18 protein-coding genes and 1 pseudogene are annotated in these 25,092 nt (G+C 39.2%); 6 read left to right on the top strand and 13 right to left on the bottom strand.

Translation table 11 applies throughout. The features are described 5' to 3' along the window. Positions 1 to 90 precede the first annotated feature (90 nt). The gene (locus tag VE944_RS23835) at positions 91 to 963 is read left to right on the top strand and encodes a 6-carboxytetrahydropterin synthase (RefSeq protein ID WP_324982869.1); all 873 of its coding nucleotides are present in this window, start codon (positions 91 to 93) and stop codon (positions 961 to 963) included. A gap of 196 nt (positions 964 to 1,159) precedes the next feature. Here the strand turns inward: VE944_RS23835 and VE944_RS23830 are convergent. The 4 genes and pseudogenes from VE944_RS23830 to VE944_RS23815 all read right to left on the bottom strand — a co-directional run bounded on the left by VE944_RS23830 (position 1,160) and on the right by VE944_RS23815 (position 5,537). Then, positions 1,160 to 1,768 (bottom strand): annotated as a pseudogene (locus VE944_RS23830) (Uma2 family endonuclease). Between the two features lie 32 nt (positions 1,769 to 1,800). Next, positions 1,801 to 2,796, bottom strand: a complete 996-nt coding sequence (locus tag VE944_RS23825; RefSeq protein ID WP_324982867.1) for a PrsW family intramembrane metalloprotease — start codon at positions 2,794 to 2,796, stop codon at positions 1,801 to 1,803. Further along, entirely contained in the window at positions 2,789 to 3,709 is a 921-nt protein-coding gene (locus VE944_RS23820) for a class I SAM-dependent methyltransferase (protein ID WP_324982864.1), read from the bottom strand. The genes VE944_RS23825 and VE944_RS23820 overlap by 8 nt, the downstream gene beginning before the upstream one ends. A 157-nt stretch (positions 3,710 to 3,866) precedes the next feature. Continuing rightward, the gene (locus VE944_RS23815; RefSeq protein ID WP_324982861.1) at positions 3,867 to 5,537 is read right to left on the bottom strand and encodes a DUF3352 domain-containing protein; all 1,671 of its coding nucleotides are present in this window, start codon (positions 5,535 to 5,537) and stop codon (positions 3,867 to 3,869) included. Between the two features lie 658 nt (positions 5,538 to 6,195). Between VE944_RS23815 and VE944_RS23810 the strand changes: the two genes are divergently transcribed. The 4 genes from VE944_RS23810 (at position 6,196) to VE944_RS23795 (ending at position 12,916) form a co-directional block, all read left to right on the top strand. Further along, complete coding sequence (locus VE944_RS23810; RefSeq protein WP_324982858.1) at positions 6,196 to 8,838, top strand: M1 family metallopeptidase; 2,643 nt, start codon at positions 6,196 to 6,198, stop codon at positions 8,836 to 8,838. A 787-nt stretch (positions 8,839 to 9,625) separates the two neighbouring features. Then, positions 9,626 to 11,350 (top strand): ABC1 kinase family protein, encoded by a 1,725-nt coding sequence (locus tag VE944_RS23805; protein ID WP_324982855.1) that lies wholly within the window; start codon positions 9,626 to 9,628, stop codon positions 11,348 to 11,350. A gap of 28 nt (positions 11,351 to 11,378) precedes the next feature. Continuing rightward, positions 11,379 to 11,753, top strand: coding sequence for a hypothetical protein (locus VE944_RS23800; RefSeq protein ID WP_324982853.1), 375 nt, complete (start codon positions 11,379 to 11,381; stop codon positions 11,751 to 11,753). A gap of 281 nt (positions 11,754 to 12,034) precedes the next feature. After that, positions 12,035 to 12,916 carry a hypothetical protein gene (locus VE944_RS23795; RefSeq protein ID WP_324982850.1) on the top strand — a complete coding sequence of 294 codons (882 nt, stop codon included), beginning with the start codon at positions 12,035 to 12,037 and terminating at the stop codon, positions 12,914 to 12,916. Between the two features lie 54 nt (positions 12,917 to 12,970). Here VE944_RS23795 and VE944_RS23790 read toward each other — a convergent pair whose 3' ends face one another. The 9 genes from VE944_RS23790 to VE944_RS23750 all read right to left on the bottom strand — a co-directional run bounded on the left by VE944_RS23790 (position 12,971) and on the right by VE944_RS23750 (position 23,621). Continuing rightward, on the bottom strand, positions 12,971 to 14,005 hold the full coding sequence (locus VE944_RS23790; protein ID WP_324982847.1) for an Npun_R2821/Npun_R2822 family protein: 1,035 nt from the start codon (positions 14,003 to 14,005) through the stop codon (positions 12,971 to 12,973). A gap of 16 nt (positions 14,006 to 14,021) precedes the next feature. Next, positions 14,022 to 14,912 (bottom strand): Npun_R2821/Npun_R2822 family protein, encoded by an 891-nt coding sequence (locus VE944_RS23785; RefSeq protein WP_324982844.1) that lies wholly within the window; start codon positions 14,910 to 14,912, stop codon positions 14,022 to 14,024. Between the two features lie 3 nt (positions 14,913 to 14,915). Continuing rightward, positions 14,916 to 15,896, bottom strand: a complete 981-nt coding sequence (locus tag VE944_RS23780) for an Npun_R2821/Npun_R2822 family protein (RefSeq protein ID WP_324982840.1) — start codon at positions 15,894 to 15,896, stop codon at positions 14,916 to 14,918. A 3-nt stretch (positions 15,897 to 15,899) separates the two neighbouring features. Continuing rightward, complete coding sequence (locus VE944_RS23775; RefSeq protein ID WP_324982837.1) at positions 15,900 to 16,859, bottom strand: glycosyltransferase family 10 domain-containing protein; 960 nt, start codon at positions 16,857 to 16,859, stop codon at positions 15,900 to 15,902. Positions 16,860 to 16,914: 55 nt separating this feature from the next. Next, on the bottom strand, positions 16,915 to 18,126 hold the full coding sequence (locus VE944_RS23770; protein ID WP_324982835.1) for a glycosyltransferase family 4 protein: 1,212 nt from the start codon (positions 18,124 to 18,126) through the stop codon (positions 16,915 to 16,917). A 4-nt stretch (positions 18,127 to 18,130) separates the two neighbouring features. Continuing rightward, on the bottom strand, positions 18,131 to 20,452 hold the full coding sequence (locus VE944_RS23765) for an ATP-binding cassette domain-containing protein (protein WP_324982832.1): 2,322 nt from the start codon (positions 20,450 to 20,452) through the stop codon (positions 18,131 to 18,133). Positions 20,453 to 20,546: 94 nt separating this feature from the next. Next, positions 20,547 to 21,698, bottom strand: coding sequence for a glycosyltransferase family 4 protein (locus tag VE944_RS23760; RefSeq protein ID WP_324982829.1), 1,152 nt, complete (start codon positions 21,696 to 21,698; stop codon positions 20,547 to 20,549). A gap of 108 nt (positions 21,699 to 21,806) precedes the next feature. After that, positions 21,807 to 22,649: a hypothetical protein gene (locus VE944_RS23755; RefSeq protein ID WP_324982826.1), complete on the bottom strand. Its 843-nt coding sequence runs from the start codon at positions 22,647 to 22,649 to the stop codon at positions 21,807 to 21,809. A 48-nt stretch (positions 22,650 to 22,697) separates the two neighbouring features. Next, positions 22,698 to 23,621, bottom strand: coding sequence for an alpha-1,2-fucosyltransferase (locus tag VE944_RS23750; RefSeq protein WP_324982823.1), 924 nt, complete (start codon positions 23,619 to 23,621; stop codon positions 22,698 to 22,700). Between the two features lie 417 nt (positions 23,622 to 24,038). On the opposite strand from VE944_RS23750, the gene gloB reads away from it, so the two are divergent. Continuing rightward, complete coding sequence (gene gloB, locus VE944_RS23745) at positions 24,039 to 24,812, top strand: hydroxyacylglutathione hydrolase (RefSeq protein ID WP_324982820.1); 774 nt, start codon at positions 24,039 to 24,041, stop codon at positions 24,810 to 24,812. Positions 24,813 to 25,092 lie beyond the last annotated feature (280 nt).

Below are 25,092 nucleotides of genomic sequence, written 5' to 3'. Positions count from 1 at the left end.
AAATGACACACGACACATAACTTAAGAAATTAGTTTATGCTGGAAACAGAGAAAGATTAAGAAATTTTAAATTCTGCTCATAGTGTACTCATGCAATGTATTGTTAACCGCCGCGCCCAGTTTTCGGCAAGTCATCGTTATTGGCTGCCAGAACTGAGTGAAGCTGAGAATATTAAGAAATTTGGTGCTTGCTCTAGATTTCCGGGACACGGACATAATTATGTCTTATTCATTTCCCTAGCTGGGGAATTGGATGAATATGGCATGGTATTGAACTTGTCTGATGTGAAACACGTAATTAAACGGGAAGTTACCAGTCAATTAGACTTCTCTTATCTCAATGATGCGTGGGCAGAATTTCAACAAACTCTGCCTACCACTGAGAATATTGCACGGATTATTTGGCAGCGACTAGCACCACACTTGCCTTTAGTCCGTGTACAGTTATTTGAACATCCTGAACTTTGGGCAGATTATATGGGAAACGCAATGGAAGCCTACCTCACCATCAGTACTCACTTTAGCGCCGCCCATCGGCTAGCTCATCCTAACCTCAGCAACGAAGAAAACACTGAGATTTATGGTAAGTGCGCTCGTCCCCACGGTCATGGACACAACTATCATTTAGAAGTTACTGTGAAAGGGGAAATTGATCCACGTACTGGGATGATTGTTGATTTAGGGGCTTTAAACCAAGTAATAGAAGATTATGTGGTTGAGCCATTCGATCACACCTTTTTAAACAAAGACATTCCCTATTTTGCTGAAGTTGTTCCCACTGCTGAGAATATCGCACTTTACATTAGTAATTTACTGCGATCGCCTATTCAAGAATTGGGAGCTAAACTTTTCAAAGTGAAACTGATTGAAAGTCCCAATAACTCCTGCGAAATCTACTGTACTGAATCTGAATCAAATTCAGTCAGCGCAACCGGGAATCAGCCAGTATTGGCAAGCGTTTAGGTAATTTAAAATTTAGGCACAGGGCATTTTTAATAATTCGTAATTCGTAATTCGTAATTATTAAAATTAGTGCTTTCAAAGTGACTTATAAAATTTATTTTCTTCTGTCTGTGTCTCTGCGGTTTAAAAGTAATTTATTTAACCGCAGAGTCACAGAGGACACAGAGTAAAAAAGATGAGCGGAGAGAATCTAAGGCTAAAAAAGTTTAATAACTAAGCAGTTGAAACCAGGTAGTAAAGGACTTGTTAACTCATCTTGACTAAATAAAGTAGCTGCCAACTTTAATACAGCCTCTTCACGGCGATAAACCTCAACTTTCTTCTGTATAGAATCGCAAATCCAATATTCTTGAACCCCTTGCACTGAGTACAACTTTAGCTTTGTTTCTTTGTCGCGTTTCTCGTTTTTTTCACCGGGTGATAAAACCTCTACTACTAATTCCGGTGCGCCTGTGAGATGTCCAGCTTCATCTAGCAAGTTTTTTAAGCGTTCATGACTTGCCCATACCACATCAGGGATCACATTGTCAGAATCTGAGAAAATAATTCCAGGTGCGATGTCTGACGACAAGCTGCTCCGCATCTACGCAGCTTTACCTAAACCAGTTTCATCTGACCAATTGTTAATAACTGTAACAATATTGCCACAACTTGATTGATGATCCCAACTAGGTGATTTGGTCACAAATAGTTCTCCATCAATAATCTCATAACGATTTTTGCGTTCACGAAGTGTCTCGGAACGAGAATCGCCAGCAAATAGTTCTAAATCAGCAGTCGTCCAACGCACTGGAGTTGTTTGCATAGAAACCCCCTAGCATTTTTCTAAATCATATTTTAAAAATACCGACGACGAGCGGAATGTCGCAAATAGCGATAAATGCCCCAGGCTAAAACTCCGAAAAAGAGATTTAGTGAAAAGCGACTAATTATAAACCACAAAATCTCAGGATCAAAAAGCTTTGACGGACTTAAGGGACTAAGAATCCTAGCTAAAAGAAACAGCCCAAAAATAGCATTTCCACCCAGTACGAGGGTAAACAGCACTAAACTCCTCTGCCAGTAACGGTGTTGGGGCGTATGGCCTGAGATTACGGTAATGGCGGGTTTGCCTTGTACTTTTCGCAGTAATTGTTCTAGTCGCCAAAACATCCATAAGAGAAATGGGAATAAACCATAACTCAGGAAACCTAAAGGTAGTGAGTAACGCCAAGCACTGGATAAGACATTAACTAGGGCATGACAAATTACAGAATTTAGCCAAGCCCTAAAAATGAACTTTTTGTCTTGATTTAACCGAGTGTTGGAGGAAATATAGATTCCTAAAGCATATCCCCAAGGTGCAGAGAACATGGCGTGGACTGGCATACCGATTATACGGTCTAGAATTGACGCTGTATCGTGGAAAAGGTAAATCCAATTCTCTTCGGCAGTGAATCCAAGGGCAACGGCTATGGTGAAGAGGAAAACGGTAGATGCAAATAATCGATACTTGCGTTGCAAAAAGAAAGTTGGGACAATAACCGCTACAAACTTGCAGCCTTCTTCAATTGGGCCTACTTCCACAAGCTGCCGCAACGCTATTCCAGGAAGCGTAGACGCGCAGCGACTTGTCGGCAGACATAGCTTGATCTGATGCCACTCTACAACTCTGTTGGCTACAGTTTCAAAAACCCATTCCAGGCTAAGGGCTAAGATACCAGATATTGCCCCGATGATAAAGAACATCAGCAACTTTAACAGAGGTGGGGCAAATGGCACTCGACAGTAGTAGTAGCCCAGCAGCAGCAAAGGTGGTATTGCTGCCCAAAGCAGTAAAGAAAAATCAACCACTCACCTGAGCAAGTACTGTGCGGTGACGGTGCGTATTGTTAGTGATTGTGGGAGTTTGGAAACCCGCCTCAACAATAGCTTGTTCAATGTCCAAACCGAAATATTCATCTAAATACGGTTCAGTACTTTTAAGCAAAGTCAAAATGTAGGCTGGCATTTTTTTGTAAACTTCAGATTTAGGATTCATATCCATGATTGCCAAGTAGCCACCCGGACGTAGCAAGCGCCGCATTTCAGCTAAAATCTGTCGGGTTGGCGATTGGGGTAATTCGTGGCACATGAGAAAAATGGAAACTAAATCAAAAGAAGCATCAGGTAGCCCGGTAGATTCCGCTTGGGCATGAAGCCAGTTTATTTTAGCTTGACGTTGTTGGGCGCGGTAATTGGCAACGGCTAAAAAGTAGGGAGATAAGTCTAAGCCTGTAATTTTGGCATGGGGATAAATTTCTTGCATGGTAAATGTACTCAAACCCACACCACAAGCCACATCGAGGATGTCTTGGGGTTGATTGGGGATTTGCACTTTGAGGATATCGTGGTAACTTTGGCGCAGTTTAGCATCTCCTTCTGCTCCAGCATCTTGCCAAATTCCGGCATGGACAGTACGGGCAGCAACTTCTAGCTCACAAGCGGCTTTCCAACTGAGGTTTCCACCTTCATAGGCATGGAATGACCGGAAATAATATTCTGGGTAGGAAAGCTGAGGATTTTCTACTTGAGCTAGATCAGCTTTCCAATCACGCGCCTGTAGTGTTTCGACTTCTTGCGTCCAAGGCACACCAATTCTCTCGGCACGTTTAATCATCATTTGTCTAGCTTGATGTTTGGCTAAGTCGGCTAAAGGTTTGATTGCCAGTACGCCATTTACCAAACGGGAAGCGAAGCCAGGATTAGTGTTTACAGCAGCAGTCATAAATCAGTTCGCATTTAAGAGCCTTTTCTACTTATGACATACTTGTTGGACGCCAGTCTAGAAGCAAATTGAATTGTGTAAGTGGGAGTGGGGAGTGGGAAAAAAAGGAAGAAGAATTTTCCCTCTGCACTCCGCCCCTCTGCCTCTTCCCAATGCCCTATTTGGCAGTATTTGGCTTGAGAGCTAACAACATCTCCAATTGACTGGTAGATTTATCAGGGCTATTAGCGGTAAAACCAAGACCACGAATGGAACTCAGGATGGTGATAGCGTTGGCATCAGATGAGATTAAACTCTTGATCAAGGGCACAGTTTGAGTTTTGTCCATATCCATATAGAAATAGCCGCCGTTGGGCTTTTGCAAAGAACCTGTAACGGCTTTGAAGGTATCGCTATTGTCGAGAGATGGATTTTTGCGATCGCCAATCGCTTCAGCAACTGGGCCACCAAGAGCCACAAATACAGTATCTTGATCGAGCCAACCATGTGCCAATAAAGCTCCCTGTCTGGGTATTTGCCATTCCGTTACGTCTTTCCCGCCAATATTTCTGTTGGCAACGTTGATTTGTTGTGTTTTGGCAAGGGTATCCAATTTTGTCAAGGTGGCTTCGGCAGTTTTGCGATCGCTAGTATCAAATACTAAAGCACCTCCAAAACCAACATTTGCTAACACCCCTTGATTAGATGGAATCGCACCAAAGGCAAATTCCCCATTCATCCAGCCAAAAATATCTTTATCCAGGTCAATATTGACAAATTTCAATTGTCCTCGCACCTGTTCAAGACCTTGTTTCATTTCTGGATAATTTTTTGACTCTTCTACTAGTGTTTCCCAGCCACGGCTGATACCATTTCCGCTAATTAGAGCAAAGGTACCAGTGGGAAATTGCCCGACTATATTTCCCGGACTTGATTGATACTGAAATTTATTGAGTTGCGGATCTAAATTAGCGATCGCTTTTACCCGCACTCCCACATCATCAACACCAATACCCGCCACCACAGATTTTATCTGCTTGAGTTGCGCCAGAGCTTGTGGAGGTAACTGCTTTGTCTGCGGGCTTCCGGCTGCTAATTGCTGTACCATGCCTGCATAGTCTGGTACATAAATTTGGGCGAGGCTGTTTTTAACATCCACTCCTTTGTTGAGAATACTGCTTGCACCTTCTTTATTGGCGAAAGAAGACTCTCCTTTAAAGGTGTCAATTGCTTTTTCTACAGCTTGCTTTTCGGGTGCTAATACTAAGTGACTATTATTTAAAACTACGCTATATGTTGGCTTGCTATTTTCTGTAGTTTCTATAATTTTTTGACCTTTATAATCAGATTCCTGAAATTTAACTCCTTTTTGTGACTTTAATTTGTTAGCAAAATTCAAGGCGCTGAGTTTGTCCTTGATTCCCACTATTATCAAGATATTTGATTCCTGCTGTACATTGATTGGCGCATTAGGTACTTTCAACTGCGCCGGTTTAACAGGATTAGGTGGTAATACAGCAATCATTACACTACCAGCCCAAGGCTTTATGTCTTTTTCATAAGAAACATTGCTGTCACTAAACATTTGCTTATTGAAATTTTCCAGACCTTTTGCCACTAATTTTTGTGCTTCTGGAGTGCCAAACTGCTGTAACTTTGCCCAGGCTTGAGAGTCAGTAGTAATATAAGTTGCCATCAATGCTGTTGAAGGTACTACTTTAGCGCTGCCTAGAGCATCTGAACTAGCTCCTGATGAGGCTTTAAAATACGTATAAGCTGCTATACCTCCTGCGGCAAGTACAGCAGCACCAACAGCAGGAATGAGAAATTTGGATTTACTTTCAGGCATTTTGTTATCCTCTTTTGCTCAGATTGTCACCGAGATTTATACAAGTGTCACTGTAGAGTTTTCGGATTTATTAATAATTTCCGCTCATTGATCGGTATTTACTGATAAAATTAGTAGTCCTATAAGCTCGCAGTCTAAAATAATTACTCTAAAAAATACTTCCAAGAGATGGGGAGCGAATCGGCAAATGATATGCTATTCATTTCAAACAAAATAGCCTCCTCAACAGAGGCAAGCTATCCTAAGTTATAGGACTCCTGTCTGATTTGTGAACAAAATTTCAGATAAAACCCTGAGAAACAGGCTTTTCAGTCTCAGTATGTTTTCAAAAATCAAATCAGAGTCCTATATAAGAATAATTAGGAGTGTTTGTACTTAATAAAAATTTATCGAGGTGCAAGAGACTCTTGACTCGATGACAAAAAAGTGCAAAACATCAGTAAAAGTAAATGCGGGAGGGATATGGAAAAAAGTCCAAGGATCGCCAGCAGATCTTCGGAAATTCCGGTGAGATTAATTTTAATCCCCCAATCCCAAAAGGGAACTCTCACCTCCATAATGCCCTGTTGATTTGGGAAATATATTTAGACACCGCTATTTTGCTTAACTACGTCCAGCCAAGCCAGACTTTTCAGGATTACAAGGTCAGTAAGGATCAATGTCGAAGTCTTATTTTGATACAGATAATAACGTACACAAACCTTTTGAGTTACCGGGAGCAAGACCACACTACAACCCCGATCGCCCCGGACAGGTAGAGCATATTTTTCTCGATCTCAGCTTGGATATACCCAAGCAAAGCTATCAGGGCAATTGTAGCATTCGCCTCTTACCAATCCGTAATGGCATTGACCGTTTGACTTTGGATGCTGTCAACCTGAATATCGAGTCTGTCCAAGTGGACGAGGTGCCACAAAACTTTGACTACGACGGGGAACAGCTTTCCATCCAACTTGCTGAGGCCACTCAAATTGGTAAACGCTTGCTGATTGCGATCGCTTATTCAGTGGCAAAACCGCAGCGCGGTCTTTACTTTATTCAACCAGACAAGCACTACCCAAACAAGCCAACTCAAGTTTGGACTCAAGGAGAAGACGAAGACTCTCGCTTTTGGTTCCCCTGCTTTGACTACCCAGGACAACTGTCTACTTCAGAAATTCGCGTTCGTGTCCCTAACCCTCTGGTGGCGATTTCCAACGGCGAATTGATTAACACCACAGAAGATGGTGATTACAAAATCTACCATTGGTCACAGCAACAAGTTCATCCTACCTACTTGATGACTTTGGCAATAGGTGACTTTGCCGAAATTCAGGATGAGTGGAATGGTAAACCAGTTACCTACTACGTGGAAAAGGGACGGGAGGAAGATGCTAAACGCAGCATGGGCAAAACTCCCCGCATGATCGAATTTTTGAGCCAAAAGTATGCCTATCCATACCCTTTCCCAAAATACGCCCAGGTTTGCGTCGATGACTTCATCTTTGGCGGGATGGAAAACACCTCCACAACACTATTAACAGATAGATGCTTGTTGGATGAACGCGCCGCTTTAGATAACCGCAATACTGAAAGTTTAGTCGTCCATGAACTCGCGCACCAGTGGTTTGGTGATTTGGTGGTGATTAAGCATTGGTCTCATGCTTGGATTAAGGAAGGCATGGCTTCCTATTCTGAGGTGATGTGGACAGAACAGGAATATAGTCTAGAAGAAGCAGCTTATTATCGTTTATTAGAAGCTCGTCGTTACTTAAGTGAAGATAGCAGTCGCTATCGTCGCCCGATGGTAACACATGTTTACCGGGAAGCTATTGAGCTTTACGATCGCCACATTTACGAAAAAGGATCTTGTGTTTATCACATGATTCGGGCCCAATTAGGAGATGAGTTGTTTTGGCAGGCTATCCAAACATTTGTTCAAGATAATGCCCACAAAACCGTAGAAACAGTAGACTTACTCAGGGCGATTGAAAAAGCTACCGGACGTAATCTTTTATTCCTCTTTGACCAATACGTTTTTCGTGGTGGTCATCCCGATTTTAAAGTAGCTTACTCTTGGGATGGGGATGCTAATTTGGCAAAGATTACGGTAACTCAAACCCAAGCTGCTGAAGGTAAAGATGGCAGTAAAGATTTGTTTGATTTAAAAATACCTATTGGTTTTGGCTATACCCAACAGGAAGAAGTTAGGAGTGAGGAGTCAGGAGTTAGAAGTAAGGGAAAACTTAGCACTCTTAACTCACAACTAAAAACTTTTGTAGTGCGGGTAAATGAACGTGAACAAAGCTTCTACTTCCCCTTAGAAAATAAGCCCCAATTTATCAGCTTTGATGTTGAGAATAATTATCTGAAAACAGTAGCATTAGAGTATCCAATATCAGAGTTAAAAGCACAGTTAGAATTTGATCCCGACCCGATTTCACGTATTTACGCAGCAGCAGCTTTAGCGAAAAAAGGTGGATTAGAAGCTACTATTGCACTATCTACATCGCTAAAAAATGACCCATTGTGGGGTGTGCGTGTGGAAGCGGCGAAACAACTAGCACAAATTAATTTAGATCAAGCCTTTGATGGCTTAGTTCTTGGGTTAAAAGATAAAAATGCTTACGTGCGACGATCTGTAGTGGAAGCACTTGCTCAAATCAAAACTGCTGAAAGCTATAAAGCTGTGAGAGGGTTAGTACAAAAGGGCGATCCTAGCTATTATGTGGAAGCAGCAGCTTCTCGTGTGATCGGGGCGATCGCTTCGGCAAACTTGGAAGAAAAGCCCAAGGAAGACAAGGTATTAAAGCTGCTAAAATCCGTTTTAGAAGAAAAGGCGGGTTGGAATGAAGTCGTTCGGAGTGGTGCAGTTGCGGGTTTAGCTGAATTCAAAACTTCGGAAGCAGCTTTAAATTTGCTAATCGAATACACCAAGCTCGGTGTACCACAACCCTTACGTTTAGCCACAATTCGCGCTTTAGGAAAGATTTCTGTAGGTCAAAGTCCGGTTAATTTGGAACGGATTTTAGAAAAATTAACAGAACTAGCGAAAGAAACCTTCTTTTTAACGCAAGTGGCGGTAGCAGCAGCATTAGGACAAATGGAAACACCCAAAGCAGTGGGAATTTTGCGATCGCTAGTTGAACAAACAGCCGATGGGCGTGTACGTCGCTATGCTGAAGAAGAAATTTCTAAGGTGCAAAAGAATATTGGTTCAGAAAAAACCCTACGTCAATTGCGTGAGGATTTCGACCAACTCAAACAACAAAATCAGGAATTAAGAAGCCGTTTAGAGAACTTGGAGGCAAAATCTAAATAGCATTGCACGATGGTTAAAAGTAGCTAATTGGTAATTGGTAAGTGTGACAAAATGACTACCAATTACCAAATTTATAGTAATTATAAATAATAATTACCCATATTTTTGTAACAGTCAAAGTGTCGCGCTCATCCGATATCCCGCCCAGAACTTAAGTTCTAGGCTGATAGCTAAAGTCCACTCAAGTAGACTGAAACTTTCCGTTTTACATATAGCTTTTCCTAATCAAATGAGGTGCAAGGGAAGAGCTTGCTCTTAGAGAAGGTTGGGGGTGGGGTTCTATATCTACTCGATTGAGAATTGCTATAAGATAGCCTTCTACATGGCTGAAAATTTTGTATTTAGTCCTCTTGAGAAGACTTGAGCTATTAGCCTTGGAACTTATTCCAACGCGGGAATAGTAACGAAGATTAAATTCAAGACAGTAATAGTACTACTACTTCCAGAAGTGTTAGTAAATAAAGTTACTTCTGATCCCAGCTTATTTAAATTTGCATAATTCAGACACAGGTAGATATTTATATTTTTATAAATAATAGTTAAGAAAAGATAAAATCCTCTGAAAGCTTGATAAGTAGTTGTAGTTTTATAAAGTATAATTAAGAAAAAGATAAACAAATCTTAGGCAGTAACAGATGCTAAAATCACCCCGAACAGTATCCCAAAAGGGTAGAGTTCTATGTTGTTTTAGATAAAAGACTACCGCTATCCTGAACTTGCAACTCACTTGTGGGTTAGGAGAAAAACAATCATTGTAAATTTTTCAGTTGAAGAGGCAAATAAAGGCGTGGGTCAGTATCAACCTGCTCTGCTAAAACTCTATAATCCAGAGGCGATCGCTCGCTACTATAGTTACCGTCCCTGGCTAGCCTGGGGGCGACTCCTGAGAATTATCTCTTCTTTTGCGGGATTTCTCCTCAGCCTCAAGTGGGATGAATGGCAAGATAAAGTTGAGCAGAACAAGGGTAAACGAGCTATCCAGTTGCGAGAACTGCTCACCCGCCTCGGCCCGACCTTTATTAAAGTTGGTCAAGCCCTCTCTACAAGACCTGACCTAATACGTAAGGACTTTCTAGAAGAACTGATCAAGTTACAAGATCAGTTACCACCTTTCGATAATGCGATCGCTTACAAAATTATCGAAACTGAACTAGACTGTCCCATTCATGAAAGCTTTAGCGAACTATCGCCTAGCCCAGTAGCAGCAGCTAGCTTGGGTCAAGTATACCGTGGTCGTCTAATTAGCGGTGAAGAAGTCGCAGTCAAGGTGCAACGCCCCAACCTACGCCCGACTCTCACCCGTGACCTTTATCTATTGCGGTGGGGGGCGAGTTGGGTAGCTCCCTGGTTACCCCTCAATCTTGGTCACGACCTAACTTTAATCGTGGATGAGTTTGGCACGAAGCTATTTGAGGAAATCGACTATATAAATGAAGGCCGCAACGCCGAAAAATTTGCTAGCAACTTCCGCAATGACCCTCAAGTTAAAGTTCCAGGAATTTATTGGCGTTATACCAATACCCACGTTTTAACCCTGGAATGGATTGACGGCTTCAAGTTGACAGATACTAAACGCATCCGGGAAGCAGGTTTAGATCCAGAAGCGATTATCCAAATTGGCGTGACTTCAGGTTTGCAACAGCTTTTAGAACACGGCTTCTTTCATGCTGATCCTCATCCCGGCAATTTGTTTGCTGTACCCGATGGTCGGATGGCTTATATTGACTTCGGCATGATGGATCAGTTGGAGGAAACCACCAAAGAGACACTGGTCGATGCACTGGTGCATTTGGTGAATAAAGACTACACCGACTTAGCCGAAGATTTTGTAAAATTAGGATTTCTGACTCCAGACACGAATATTTGTCCAATTGTGCCAGCATTAGAAGCGGTGCTGGGAAACGCCATTGGCAAAAATGTCAAGGATTTTAACTTCAAAACTATTACCGATGAATTCTCGGAACTGATGTATGAATATCCTTTCCGAGTCCCGGCGAAGTTTGCTTTGATTATTCGTTCCTTGGTGACTCAAGAAGGTATTGCCCTTAGCCTCAACCCAGATTTCAAAATTGTTGAAGTAGGTTATCCCTATATAGCACGGCGGTTGCTGACAGGGGAATCGCCCGCATTACGGCGACGATTATTGAATGTGTTGTTTAAAGATGGTAAATTTCAGTGGCAGCGATTAGAGGATTTGATTGCGATCGCTCGTACCGATAACAACTTTGATGTATTGCCGACAGCCCAGATGGGGTTCCAATATTTAATTTCGGAAGAAGGTAAATTTCTGCGGCGACAGCTGGTGCTTGCTCTCACCGAAGATGACCGCCTCCATACCGAAGATGTCCAACGCCTATGGAATCTGGTTAAAGATGACATAAAACCGGATCGTTTACTAAATGTAGCGATCGGAATTTTAACAGACTTATCAAGGGAAGGCGCAGCTGCTATCCTGCCAAAAACTACATTTCTTGCGCCTTTTCCTGGGAACCAGTCAACAAACAAAAACTAAAAATTTTTAATATAAATCAGGAGTTTTCATGTACTATTTTCCTCTGCAACCGCCTTATTTTCTATTACTTGTTGGCTTTTTGACAGCATTAACATCTGGTTTGGCATTATCTGGCACTTTGAAAGTAATTGTAGAGAAATGGCCAAGCGATCGTACAGAAAATACTAAACCGCGTTCCTCACTCAAAGAATTACTTGTGCCATTTATCGGTATAACTGCTGGCACTTGTCTATTTCTGTCTTCAGGTTTAGCAATATTTGGTTTTCCCACTTCCTTAGCTTTAGGAGTCGGTTTACCAATTAGTCTCTTTACTTGTTTATTAGTTTGGTTGCAGTTGGGAAGTATGATGACCTTTATAGAACGCGAAGGTATGCAATCTCTAGATTTAGATTCTTTTTCTTAGATAGTAGAACGCTTCACCTACATACAAATTACCGTAAATACTCACCGCCAGCAATGATATTCTACTAAAAACGAAATCATTAGCTAGTGGTGAATACTTGTTTTGTACTAAAATTTTATAAATACAAGATTTAATTGCGTTAAGATTACGTACAAATCCTGAAATTTGCATTCCCAGTATCTCTGGTAAAGAGATAGTACTTATGACTCAAAGTATACACGACTTTGTTTATAATTTTAGCTTTGCAAATTTCTATTTAATTAGAAGGAGCGTAAAAAGCTATGACTCAAGAAAAAAAAGGATTTTGTTTTTGTACTTTAGCATGTGGTAAGAACTATCGTAATCTTGCATTGTTATTAGCAAAAGATATCGAAAAATATTCACCTAATAGCTCTTTTGTTATTTTAACTGATTGTCCTAGCGACTTTAACCAACAACCTAACGTTTTGGCATTTAAGCATAGACAACAAAGTGTTAAGGTTTACCATGACAAAAGATTTGCAATAGCCAAGGGTTTATCTCTATTTAATTCATGCATATTCATTGATGCAGATATGCGAATATTAGCGCCAGTTCCACAAAATCTGAAATGCATTTCAATGCCAGGAATAACGGCGAGGGGTTGTGAAAACATGACCAAAAAGTATGCTAGAGTTCTAGCTGGCAATCCTGATACCAGACTTCTGAAAGAGTTTAAAGTGGCTAAAAAGGCCGCTTCAAAGTTAAATCTAGAACTAGAAAATGAAAATATTAACTTTGTTTATGAATACTTATTTGCAGTTACAAAAGACTCTGGAAAGGAAATGGAATTTCTCAAACAGTGGGAAGTTCTGGCATCTTATTGTGAGCTAAATGGACTGTATGACTGCGAAGGAAATGCAATAGGTTTAGCAGCTGCTAAAGCAGGTTTACCAGTTAGATGGAGTGCAATGGAGGGTATCTCTTTCTTTAAAAATAGAATCGAATTCGTCAAAATCAAAAAGGGAGAGTCGAAAATGGAGGATATGGCAATATATTTTGAGCAACAAACAAAGTTAGAATACCCCGAACGCTTTATTGGGCAGAGAATTATATTTAAAGGCAATAAAATTATTAAGTATTTATATAATTTATTGCGTTTAAGAATTTTAACTTTGAAAGACTTTGATTTTTATTACCGATAATTGGGCAATAGATAAACTACAAATTCAACAACTTTTAAGTCAAGTTTGGCTTAATTATTTAGTAATTCTATCCTTGAAATTACGATAGTTCAGCTTAATATTGTTGACTTTTTGATTTAAAAAACTTGTAGTATTCTTTTGCAGACGTATCAATGGACTCTGACGCTTAAAGCTTTTAAGCCTTTGTTCTGGCGACTTTAAATACCTATAATGCAAAAACACATCTCGATATGGAATATTAACATCTTCACCAGCGCAAAGTTGAGTAAAGTTTGATGAACTTATACTCATATAGTGCAGATATGTTAGCTGCCGCCCTTGGTCGTAAAGGACGTTATCTACTACATCAAATTGAGAACTCCAGTGATTACCAGTTGACTGTTTGCAGTCATGAAAAGCAAAGTTATAATAGGAAATTCCACTTCTCAGCACCATGTAGTTAAATAAAGATTGGTCAGGTGCTAAAAAGGCCATAACATCTGCCTCACCTGATGTTAATTTTTTTATTAAGTCGGCTCTTATTGCTGGAGAAAAAATATTTTTCTTAGTTGCAAACCAACCAGCACAAAATACTTTAGATTGGAAGTTATCTGAGTTGAAAACTTGCTGCATCTGCTCAGGTGAGCCATCAAAAATAAATTTTAAGTCAGATTTATATTGAAAATCATTGACTACCCAATCGTAGCTATCTAATTTTTCATACACGTAATCTACGGGCCGCATTAACAAGGTATCTGCATCAAAATAAATAAATCTATCAAATGGGCCATCAATAGCACAAAATTTGCGATGCATTGGTAGCTCATAGAGTTCTGGAAAGCCCCACTCTCGCCAAGTTTTTTGCGCTCTGGGGTAATTTTTCCATATCTGAGTGGCAAAGTTATCCCAATAAGCGATGGAATTAGAGTCTTCAAATAAGCTGACATTATCTCTAGATGCAATCTCTGCCTTTACCTTGTCTAATCGATCATTGTATGGAAGTATACAAATAGGAATTTTCCTACCAGCATTAGCTTCTATACTATTGAGCAATGCAACTAATTGGTCATAGACGACATCATTGGCTAGGATATAAATGCCATCAATCATTGGGATACTCCTAATATTAAGTACGGGCAGCAACAAAGGGAAATAAACGACGAGTCAGTTTGGGGATGAAGGCAAATTTACCCTCATGAAGATAACGATAATGTTCCCACAATTGCCAATATGGACTACCAATTTTCATCCGTGTACCAGCCCAGTGCAGGTATTTTAGTCGTTGTCCTCGGTCATAAAGGGCATAGTCTTGCTGTTGGAAATTTTGCGAACCTGCCCAACTCCCAGGCCCTCCTCCAGGAATTTTGACGAGATTACCACGTTTGGAAATCAACTTGAGAACAAGATAATTTAAAATGGGTTGGTCTGTAACTCCTTCAGAAAAGTCGAAATATTCCCGATGTGCAGCACATTCGCGCAAAGCTTCATCCATCTGTTGTTCGGTAATAGTTCCTTTTCTGGAAGCCCAAAAACCGCTATTGAAAACATCTTCAAGTTGGGCATCTGAAAAAATTTGCTGCTCTTTCACAAATGGAGAAAAGATATTTCGCAACTTATCATTGGCATGATGGTAATCACAACAGAAGAAATCGACTTCTGAAAGTTTGTCTAAATTGTCGGCGATTTTTTCAAAAACGACAATATCTGTATCAATATAAATAAAGTCATCTAAAGGCCCAAACCACGCCACGAGTTTACGCATTTTGTTGGGTAAGGCAAGGAAATTTCGATCAAAAATTTCTCCGATGCGTTTGGTGAATGTATCAATAAGTTCTAAATCTGGAAAAACTTGCACTTTATGTAAGGTAGCAAGCTGCTCTGCTACTTTATGATAATTTTCATTAAAAGGTATGAGATAAACGGTAACTTCTGGGTCATAGTAACGAATGCTATTGAGTAAAGCGATCGCATTATCAATAACCCGGTCATTGGCAACAATATAAATGCCCCTAGTCATAAATTATCCTTGGTTAATTAACCTAAGTTTTCGCAAAGCTCTTGTAAGTAAATTTGACCTTGGAGCGTCATTATAATTTTTAGGAGGATTTGTAAAGACTGGACGTTTTTGTGGTTCGCGTAAATAACGATAATAGAGAAATAAATCTCGATATGGAAACTCAATATTTTCTCCAGCACATACTGCTTGATTGATATTAGGAGGAATACCAATGTAATGAATGTAAGTTAATCGATTGCCTTTGTCATAGAGAATATGTTCTTGTTCTTCAAAGTGCTTAGATGTGGCAGAACATCCAGTTTTTTGATTATCTGGTAATTGTTGAGCAAAGTTATAAATAGAAAGATTAGACCTCATTACCATGTAATTTATTAGTGGTTGTTCACCAGCCCCTTCGTACAAAATTTCTGCTTCACCATTTTGTAAATGGGATATCAGCAAATCTCTTTGTTCTAAGTTAAATATGCCCCGCTTTGAGCCAAAGAAGCCTGAGCAAAATATTTCGGAATCAATGCGATTTTGCTCGAAAATTTTTAGTAATTTAGGAGAATTAACATTGTATATTTTACTAACATCTTTAAATTGAAAATCGTAGACAACAAAATCATAATTATCTAACTTTTCAAACACCGCCGCCAGAGAGTTCATCACCAAAGTGTCTGCATCTAAATAGATAAACTTATCAAATGGCCCATCAAACGCACAAAAACGACGGTGAGCGCCATACAAACGGAATTTACTGCGATTCAATCGTTCCGGTGCTGCTGAGAGCATAAATTGATCCCAGCGATTAATTGATTCTTGATTATCGTAAAGAAATACATTAGGACGTTTAGCTATTTCATCCGCAATTCGCTGTGTCTGATCATCGAAAGGATAGATACAAACAGGCGTTTCATGCCCCAATATCACATCAATACTGTTGAGTAGAGCCACCAGTTGATCGAAAACATAATCATTGGCAAGGGTACAAATACCATTCATAATTTATGAGTGTTGATCAACAAAGTTTGACAACCAGTTAAGCAGATTTAATTTGTGTAAAATGATTTGACGTGCTTCTGCGATCGCATCTTTGGCAGCATACCAAGCATCAGGCGTAGCTGTCACTTCTTGGATGTAGGCAATGCCTTTTTCATCTAAACTGGGTAATCGCAAGAAACTACCTGGTGGCAATAATTTATCAGCAGCCGGCCCCCCATAGTAAATTGGTAGACACCAGGCAAGTAAACTATCCCAAAGTTTCTCACTTACATACCAATTATTATCAGCATAATTTTCAATTGCTAGATTGTAATAGTACGGTGCCATGCCATACCACTTATTACCCAGTTCTCCTGACTTTTTCGCCCATTGTGGTAAGTTACGCCCATACAAATCAAATTTAATACCACTAGATTGTAGAGACTGCAAAAAGTCTAAACGCTGGCGATGGTTGACAGTGCGGCTAATTCCTGAAGTAATCCAACTACATGGAGCAACCTTTTGGGGAGGCGGCATTTCATTTAAATCTTGAAATGAATTTGAGTGATACCAAATAGCAGGCATATAGTCAGGAGTGGGGGCAAAATCATCTGGGCCAGAAACGTAACCGCAATACTTTTGGGCTTGTTGATAATTATGATTAGTGATTTCTATAATTTCATCTAGAGGTGGTTCTCTTAGTAAATAAATAATCCGATCTTTACTTACATCACGCAGTAGAGAATCAAAATTTACTACTGATTTTTGCTGCTGTTTACGAAAACTATCTAACCAAGATGTTTGTGGCGCTGCTTGGGGAAAATCAAATTGATACATCAGCAGAAAATCTGGTTTGGCTGTCAATGCTTGCATTTGGATATTGCCCCAAGCTCCAAATTGATTTGGAGTTTGTTGCCACAGCCAATCGGCTCTAGTTTCTAAACCTCGATAGCTGCTTATCATGCCTACAGTTGTAATAGTCATTTTAGTTATTTGTCATTTGTCATTTGTTCTTTTACCTAATCTCCTTCATTGTTCCTTATGTGATAAATGGAGGTAACAGAGATTCATCAACATAACTCAGTATTTTTGCCGCTCTATTTTCCCAAGAGAACTGCTTAACAAAATTAATACTATCTGAATAACCTTCTATCTTTCTGGGATGAGTTTCTAAAACCCGCTTTAGACATTCAGCAAATTTGCTGGGGTTATCTGGTTCACACCAAGCAGCGATCGCTTGAGTAGCTTGAAATTCAACTAATGATGGAATTTCTGTCGATACAATGGGAGTTCCAGAAGCGAAGTAGTCAAACAGCTTTAAAGGAGATGTGAAAGTTGCCGCTTTTCCTGAACAATGAGGGTGAGCTAAAACATCGGCTGCTTGTAGCAAAGATGCTAAATCATTATGTAATATATAGCCCAAAAATTTAATATTATAAACTTGTTTTTCTTTTACTAATTGCTGATAATATTCGACTTCTTTAGGCTTACCACCGGCACAAACAAATTGCACATTAGGTATTTCTTGAGCTACATCAATTAATACATCAATACCTTTGAATTGCTGTAAAGCCCCCGCATAAACTACCAATTTTTGGCTTTCATCTTGCAATAGTTTTTGACGCCATTCGACTGCTTTTTCTGGTTGTCTCTCCATAAATAGGCGATTAAAACCATTGTGCAGTGTAATCAGTTTTTCTGGTGGCATCCCATTTTTAATCATGCTTTCGCGGATGGTGTCTACAACGGTGACAGCAATTTGCAATAGCGGATTTTTAACAATTTCTGGCTCAAATGGTTTGTCTTCGTGATGGTGGTGTTCATAAATTGCTGGAACGCCATTTTTGATGGCAGCTTTAACAAAATTCCAGTTGCGACTGTGGACAATTTTAGTAGTTGGAAGTATGTGAAATGGTAAATAATACTTGCTGGCAATGGTGTTAGAATCAGTAAATTTGCTCCGAAAATGGTCAATCGGCCAAGGCATAGGTAAAGGAGCAACTTTTAACTTATCATGGAGGTTGTAATATTTGCTCAGTTCTGTTGGTGTTTTTCTCGGTTGAAAAGGACGAGCTAAATTAGCCGGATTAATAGCTTTTGCTCCTTTTTCAGGATATACCAAAACTGTTGAGTATCCCAAGTTGGCAGCGCCGTTAGCTGCATTTGTAGACTGCACTAGGTGAGCCTCTGGCTGCGGCAATTCTTCACCAATGAAGAAAATATAGTGTTTTTTAAAATTAGGGTTTTTCATAAATTTAGATATTAATACTATTTTCAAATTTTTCTAAATTTTCGAGCAGAGATATAGCAGATTCATAACTTTCAGTAATTAATCCCTTTTGTTCTTCTGGGGTGTATATCAAATTATCAGTTAGAGAGCGGAGAGAGCCAAGTATGAGATTGAGAGAAGCCCGAAACTTACTAGAGAGATGATTAAACGTCTGATAATAGCTGCTTATAATATCTTGATTTTCTTCAGAAATTGAGATATATTCCTCCTTTGTTTGCAAGTTAATAACATCGTTAAAAACATCTATGGTGTTGAGAATTCTCCAAGCTGATTTGTAAGAATCTTCAATTAATTGCTGCTGTTCTTGCGAATTGTCTACTAGCTCGTCAAGTAATAAGTGCAGGAAGCCAATCATTGAGTTCAACTGTGTCCGAATTTCGTGAGAGATGCGGAGCAAGCTTTGCTTGTGTTTAGTAGCGGCTTCAGGATGTTCAACAAATTTCTTTGAGTTTAGGCGCATTGCCTTAGAAACTTTTGTTTGAATTAAGTCTTTGTTAGGCTGATCGCTAAATTGCATTGAGTACAAATGTGAGTAGTAACCACCTTTTGGTAATAGTTCATCATGGGTTCCTACTTCTACCACCTGTCCTTGATCTAATACGGCAATTTGATCGGCTTTTTGGACTGTGGAAAGGCGGTGAGCAATTACGAGGGTTGTGCGATCGCGACTCAATTCATCAAGTGCAGATTGTACTAAGCGTTCGGAAACGGTATCTAAAGCGCTGGTAGCTTCATCTAAAATCAAAATATCTGGATTTTGGAGCAAGGCGCGGGCGATCGCTAATCTTTGCCTTTGTCCACCAGATAACATTACGCCGCGATCGCCAATCAAGGTGTCAAATCCTTGAGGCAATTTGCTAATAAACTCATAAGCATTTGCCCGCTTGGCTGCTGTCATAATTTCATTTTCTGTAGCCTCTTCTCGCCCATAAGCGATATTATTTCGCACCGAGTCATTAAAAAGAAAAGTATCTTGACTAACAATCCCCATTCGCTTTCGCAGCGATACAACATCGAACTCCCGCAAATCATTACCGTCAATGGTAATACTGCCAGCTATTGGGTCATAGAATCTGGGCAAAAGGTCTGCTAATGTGGATTTACCAGCACCAGAACTGCCTACTAATGCTAAGGTCGTGCCATGTGGTAAAAATAAACTTACATCTTTGAGTACCATTTTTTCATGACCAGGGTAGGCAAAGCGAAGAGAATTAAAAGATATGCCCTTTTGTAATTTTGTATAGGGAAGCTTACCCTTATCCATGAACGGCTTATCATTGAGACTTAAAAATTCATTTGCCACATCTACACTGGCGGCGGTACTGGCAAAGTTACTGCGAATACTATTTAACTGAGAAATTAATGGCAGCACTCGCAGCAGCACTAATAGATATGTTAAAAGTACGGTGGAAAGAGAAGAAACCTGGCCAGCAAAGAAGGTTTTGCTCAAAAGTACTATCAGCAGTAAAGCTGTAATACCCATCACCTCGCTCAAAGGTGTGATCGCTTCCGAATTAACCTGAGATTGGAAATCTGCTAACTCGCGATCGCGAATTAATTTTTGAATTCGTTGATATTCTTTTTCTTCATTTCCCGTCGCCTTTACCAGTCGGATTCCGTTCAAAGTCTCAAGCACTGAGATTGAATATGCTCTAGACATTTCACTCAGTTGCTTACCAAAAGTTCTCGACTTAGAAATGGCATACTGATTTATTAACGTCACCAAGAACAGCAAAAACGTAGAAGCAATTGTCAACTGCCAAGATATTGACAGTAATAAGCCGACAAAAACTAAAATTGTGATTCCCAAGATAACTATCTTGACTGTACTACCTATAGCACTTGCAGCCCGACCAATTTCTCCACCAAGACGGTTTATTAAATCACCAACCTTGGTTTTGGCATAATAATCTATATCAACTTCTAGTAATAGCTTTAATCCGGTTTCGCGCATATCCGATGTCAGCTTTCGGGTTAAAGAACTTGATGCCAAGGAGCTGGCATAAGTAGCTAAGTTTTTTAAAAAAATTGTGAATAGAATCGTCCCAGCCATTACTACTATCCGGTAAGATTCTGGGGTATTGTCAAAGGGAGATATCAACCTTTTTAGGATGGGAGGGGCAGAACTTAAATCTACTTCTTGCCCCACAATTTTTAAAATTACTGGCACAATTAAAGCTGTGCTAATTCCATTAAATAAGGCTCCAGAAAATCCTAACAATATTGTTAGCAAAATTAAACCTGGATAGGGTTTAGCAAATCTTAATAATAGTTTTCTGGTAGACATTGGGTATTTTTATGCAACTTTTATTTATTAGTATTATTCACAATTTACTTGCCAAATTTACTAACCATCAAATAAATCAAACCTCAATCAAGATTTACAACCGAGCAATTATCGACTTGAGCACAGAACCCATAGTCTCTATGCTATAGAGTTCCACACATCTTTCTCTTGCCTTGATACCTTGCTGCTGTGCTGAATCTAAATCCTGAAAAATCAGTTGTATTTGTTCAGCAAGCTTTTCGGGACAAGCAGGCTCGACTAAATAACCAGTATTACCTAAAATTTTGGGAATATCTCCAACGCACGTCGATAATACAGGTTTAGCCATTGCCATTCCATCTGTCAACTTTAAGGGGAACTGAGCGCGAGCAGTCAAAGTATCTCGCTGGGGAACAACTACAATGTGAGCAGATGCTACAACTTTAGGCATTAATTCTACAGAGCACCTGGGTAATTTAATAATCCAACGCCCCCACTTTTGAATCAATTTATCGTCATAATCATCGTAAGGACTACCACCCACAATCACTAATCTTAAATCTGGCTCATCTAGCAAATCGAGCGCCATTAGAATGTCTTCAACCCCCTTGTGAGGTCGTGGTGCCCCCGGAAACATGAGAATTCGATACTCAGAAAGACCGTAATACGTTCTGCTAGTTTCAGAATCATACTTTTGGGGGTCAAACATTGCAGTATCTTTACCATTAGGTACGTAAACACCACCGAAGCGTTTTTGCAAAAAGTCAGTATCTATTGTTACTGCATCTGCCTTTGCTACTAAGTTTTCTATCCACTTGAGATAGAGTGGATGATCTGGAAATTTTAATGCGCCATTTTTCTTAAAAATGTCACGATAAAATTGCTTAAGACTAGGACGATATTTCCACTCATCACCTCCGTGCCAACTGAGTTCCCAGTCATCCATATCTAAAATTAAAGGACGATGACCAATAAATTTTTTCAGTAGCGATAGTCCAAAACTTGTAAACTTTGGTTTTACTGCATAAATAATATCTCCATCTATTTTTTGCAAAAGTTGACGAGCAGATATCAGAAATTCTGGATAATTTGTACCTGGAAGAGAAACAACTGAAATGCCAGACGGAGGAATAGCATACAGTTCTTTACCATAAATAAAACCAACAACCTCTACTTCATAATTGAGGCTTTGCAGTACTTGAGCTAGTAAAAAGGCTCGAATACTTCCGCCTCCAGATAAATCACCAACAATTAATGAAACTTTCAATTTTGATATTTCCTCCTGTAAATTCGCAATTTAAATATTGATAAATATTTAAAATTCTTCATAATGCAATACAGGGAAAAGGCTTGTACATATATTCATAAGAAGATGTCATTTCTTGCGCCAGGGATTTGTAACTTGATTGGGTAAAAATACTTTAGCAAATCTGTCAAATACCCTTGTGTACAAAGAACGGGTAATGTTTTTAGCGTATTGAGGTCGATAAGGATAGGTACAGTGAAGAACTTTAATTTTATCCTGAATATTATAAGCATCCTCCCATTTAGTGAGATAATTATAGGTAGGTGGTAGTATTTTCATGTTAGGGCTTACAGATGCGATCGCAGAAGCAAAAGCACCTTGATCTTTTAAAAGTAATTTATCTTGATTGGTTTTCACAATTTCAAAATAACGTTTAAATTCGTCAAAAAATACCTTGTTGATTTCTGTTTTCCTAAAAGCTATCAAACCGCTATTATATTGCACACTATCTGCTTGCAAAGGGAACCCGATAGATTGCAGTATTTGCAAAACATTAGGCAAAATGTCTTCTTGCTTTCCCCGTAGTAAATTTGTAGCTTTAACAATAGAAGGTTGCACATCTTCAGTTAATAGCAAATCATATTCATCCAAATACTCAAATACGTCGTTGAGATCGGAAAGTAAGCAAATATCTGAATCTAAGTAAATAGTTTTATCAAATTCAGAGGCTGCATATAGAGCCAGTTTTGCTTGCCGTGATGCTAAAACAGTATTTTGATTTGCAGGAGCAGGCTTTAAAATTACATTTTTGAAAGTCTTTAAAAAAGGATAGAGAGTTCTTGGAACCTGATCAATTAAAATGATTATTGGTTCTTGATGAAACTTTCTAACTGCCGCTAAAAAGTGAATGCAATCTTGAAAAGGGTAAAGTCCCGTTAAAATTGTAATAAATCCTCTAGTTTCGTTTTTCATAACTAAGTTAAATAATTATTATTTTTCATCCTTGTTTGTCAAACTAATTTAATGTGTCCATTCCCAAAAAGTTTTACTCCAGTCTTCGTTATAGTAAAAAACTCCTTGCCATTGATAAAAGTGGACAAAATCTTCGATTTTTAACGTTTTATTCACATCCCTAATCATGTAAAGCGGTCGCTCACCGTAAAATGATGCCCACATAGTATAACTACTAGGAGGGCCAATAATATAATCACATTCAGCGAAAGAATACATGTCCTCAATTATATGATTATTGCCATAAATATAAGATAAATGTTGAAAAGATTCGTCATTTTGTTTCTGATTTGAGCAAATCAAAAATGTCACTTTTTTATTAGGAAATAGCATTTGTGCTGATTCCATAACCTTTAAATAATCTTCAACTAAATAAAAATATCTACCATTTTGATGTTGCTGATAATCCCCATGACGGATATGGACTCCAATGAGCACATCAGTCTGGCTACGAATGTTGGATATGAGTTTTGTTACATTTAACTGATAGTTCTTTAAAGGTTGAAAGTAAGCACGAATTTTTTCCCCATGTTTTTGTAAACTTGATAGATCATTTACAAACCATCCATCACGAAATATCCACCCTTGAAAAAAGTTGATACTTTCTGGCTTCAACTCTTTTGTAATGCTTAAATTGCCCCAGCTAAAGGGCTGATTGCGCTTAATCTCAATTATGTTAAAGCGTCCACTTTCGGCTAAATAACGGTTTATTTTATAGTAGTATTTACGTAGCAATTTATTTGCTGGAATTGAAAATTTGCTAGAAGGGTAGCGACATAAAAAATCTTGAGATGTTGACTCAAAAAAATCAGCATACTCTTCAAATGCTGGGTTTAAAACTGTAAAATTATTTTCACATGCAAATGCTATAAAATGAGCAGATAATAATAATCTATTGCCTAGCTGTCCAGATTTTGCAGAGATTACTAACATGTATAAAACCTCAAAAAGAAAAATTTATAATATTGACTTAAGCTTTAAGATGCCAAGTTATAAACATAATAGAATTTAAATTCTATTAAACCTAGCAGACTCAAAGTAAATATCTACTATAATTAAATAGATTTTTTGCTATTATTAAAATAGGAAATGATCAGATAAATGTAACTTTATATTTGCGGTTATTTCCAGAGAAAATTTACGGAGAAATCCCGATAAACTTTCTTTTGTTGTGGTATGTTTACGGTATAACTACGGTTGTATATTATCATAACTGTTAATAAAACATTACATTCGTGCTAGTTTACGTATAAATAATTACAATAATTTATTCAAGTAGCCTAGTTACTTGCTTAGAATTAAGATTGCTACTCGATACCAAACATCTATGTTGTAAGGGAGGCAAAGGTAATGCAGGTAATCCGTCTGGAAGCACTCTCAGACAACTACATATTCTTGCTACACGACTATAAACAAAATATTGCCGCCGTTGTTGACCCGGCGGAGTCTTTACCAGTATTAGAGAAACTGGCAGAATTAAAAGCTGAATTAGTAGCAATTTTTAACACGCATCACCATAACGATCATGTAGGTGGTAATAAGCAACTAATAGAACAATTCCCCCAACTGATAGTTTATGGAGGAGCGGAAGATCGTGGTAGAATTCCCGGTCAACAGGTGTTTTTGCAAGAAGGCGATCGCGTCGGGTTTGCAGACCGCATAGCTGAAGTTATCTTTGTTCCCGGACATACTCGCGCTCACATCGTTTACTACTTTCCCCCAGAAAAACCTGGTGAGACAGGCGACCTATTTTGCGGCGATACCTTATTTTCTGGCGGTTGCGGTCGCTTGTTTGAAGGAACACCGAGCCAAATGGTAGACTCTTTAAGCAAACTGCGCTCTCTACCCGATGATACACGCATCTGGTGTGCTCACGAATACACTTTAAAAAATCTGCAATTTGCCCTAACTGTTGATGGCGACAATACCGACTTACAAAGACGCTTCAATGAAGTAAAAGCTTACCGTAGCCGAGGAGAAGCTACCATCCCCTCGTTGCTGGCAGTGGAGAAGCGAACAAATCCCTTTTTACGTTGGGATCACCAATCATTACAATTAACTGTTAAGAGTAGCGATGCAGTGCAAACCTTTGCGCGGATACGGGAAATGAGAAATAACTTTTAGTCATTTGTTATTAATTATCGAAGAGGACAAGGTGATGGGGAGACAAGGAGACTTGGGGAATTGTCTCCCCATCCCCAAGTTGTGCGGCAACGCCCAAGGGTTTAAGACCCCCACCACTTTTTGGTGGACTTGAATCAGTTGGGGTCTGAATCTAGGCTGTTGACTTTGTGCCTTTTTAGGGGGTAAAAATTCATGCAAAATTTGTGTAGTCATTGCGAGCGGAGCGAAGCAATCGCCTGGGATTGCTTCGCTCCGCTCGCAATGACAGGAAAGGTATTTT

Source organism: Nostoc sp., from assembly GCF_035638895.1.
In the GTDB taxonomy this organism is placed as follows: domain Bacteria; phylum Cyanobacteriota; class Cyanobacteriia; order Cyanobacteriales; family Nostocaceae; genus Nostoc.
This window is presented reverse-complemented; position numbering and strand designations above follow the sequence as displayed.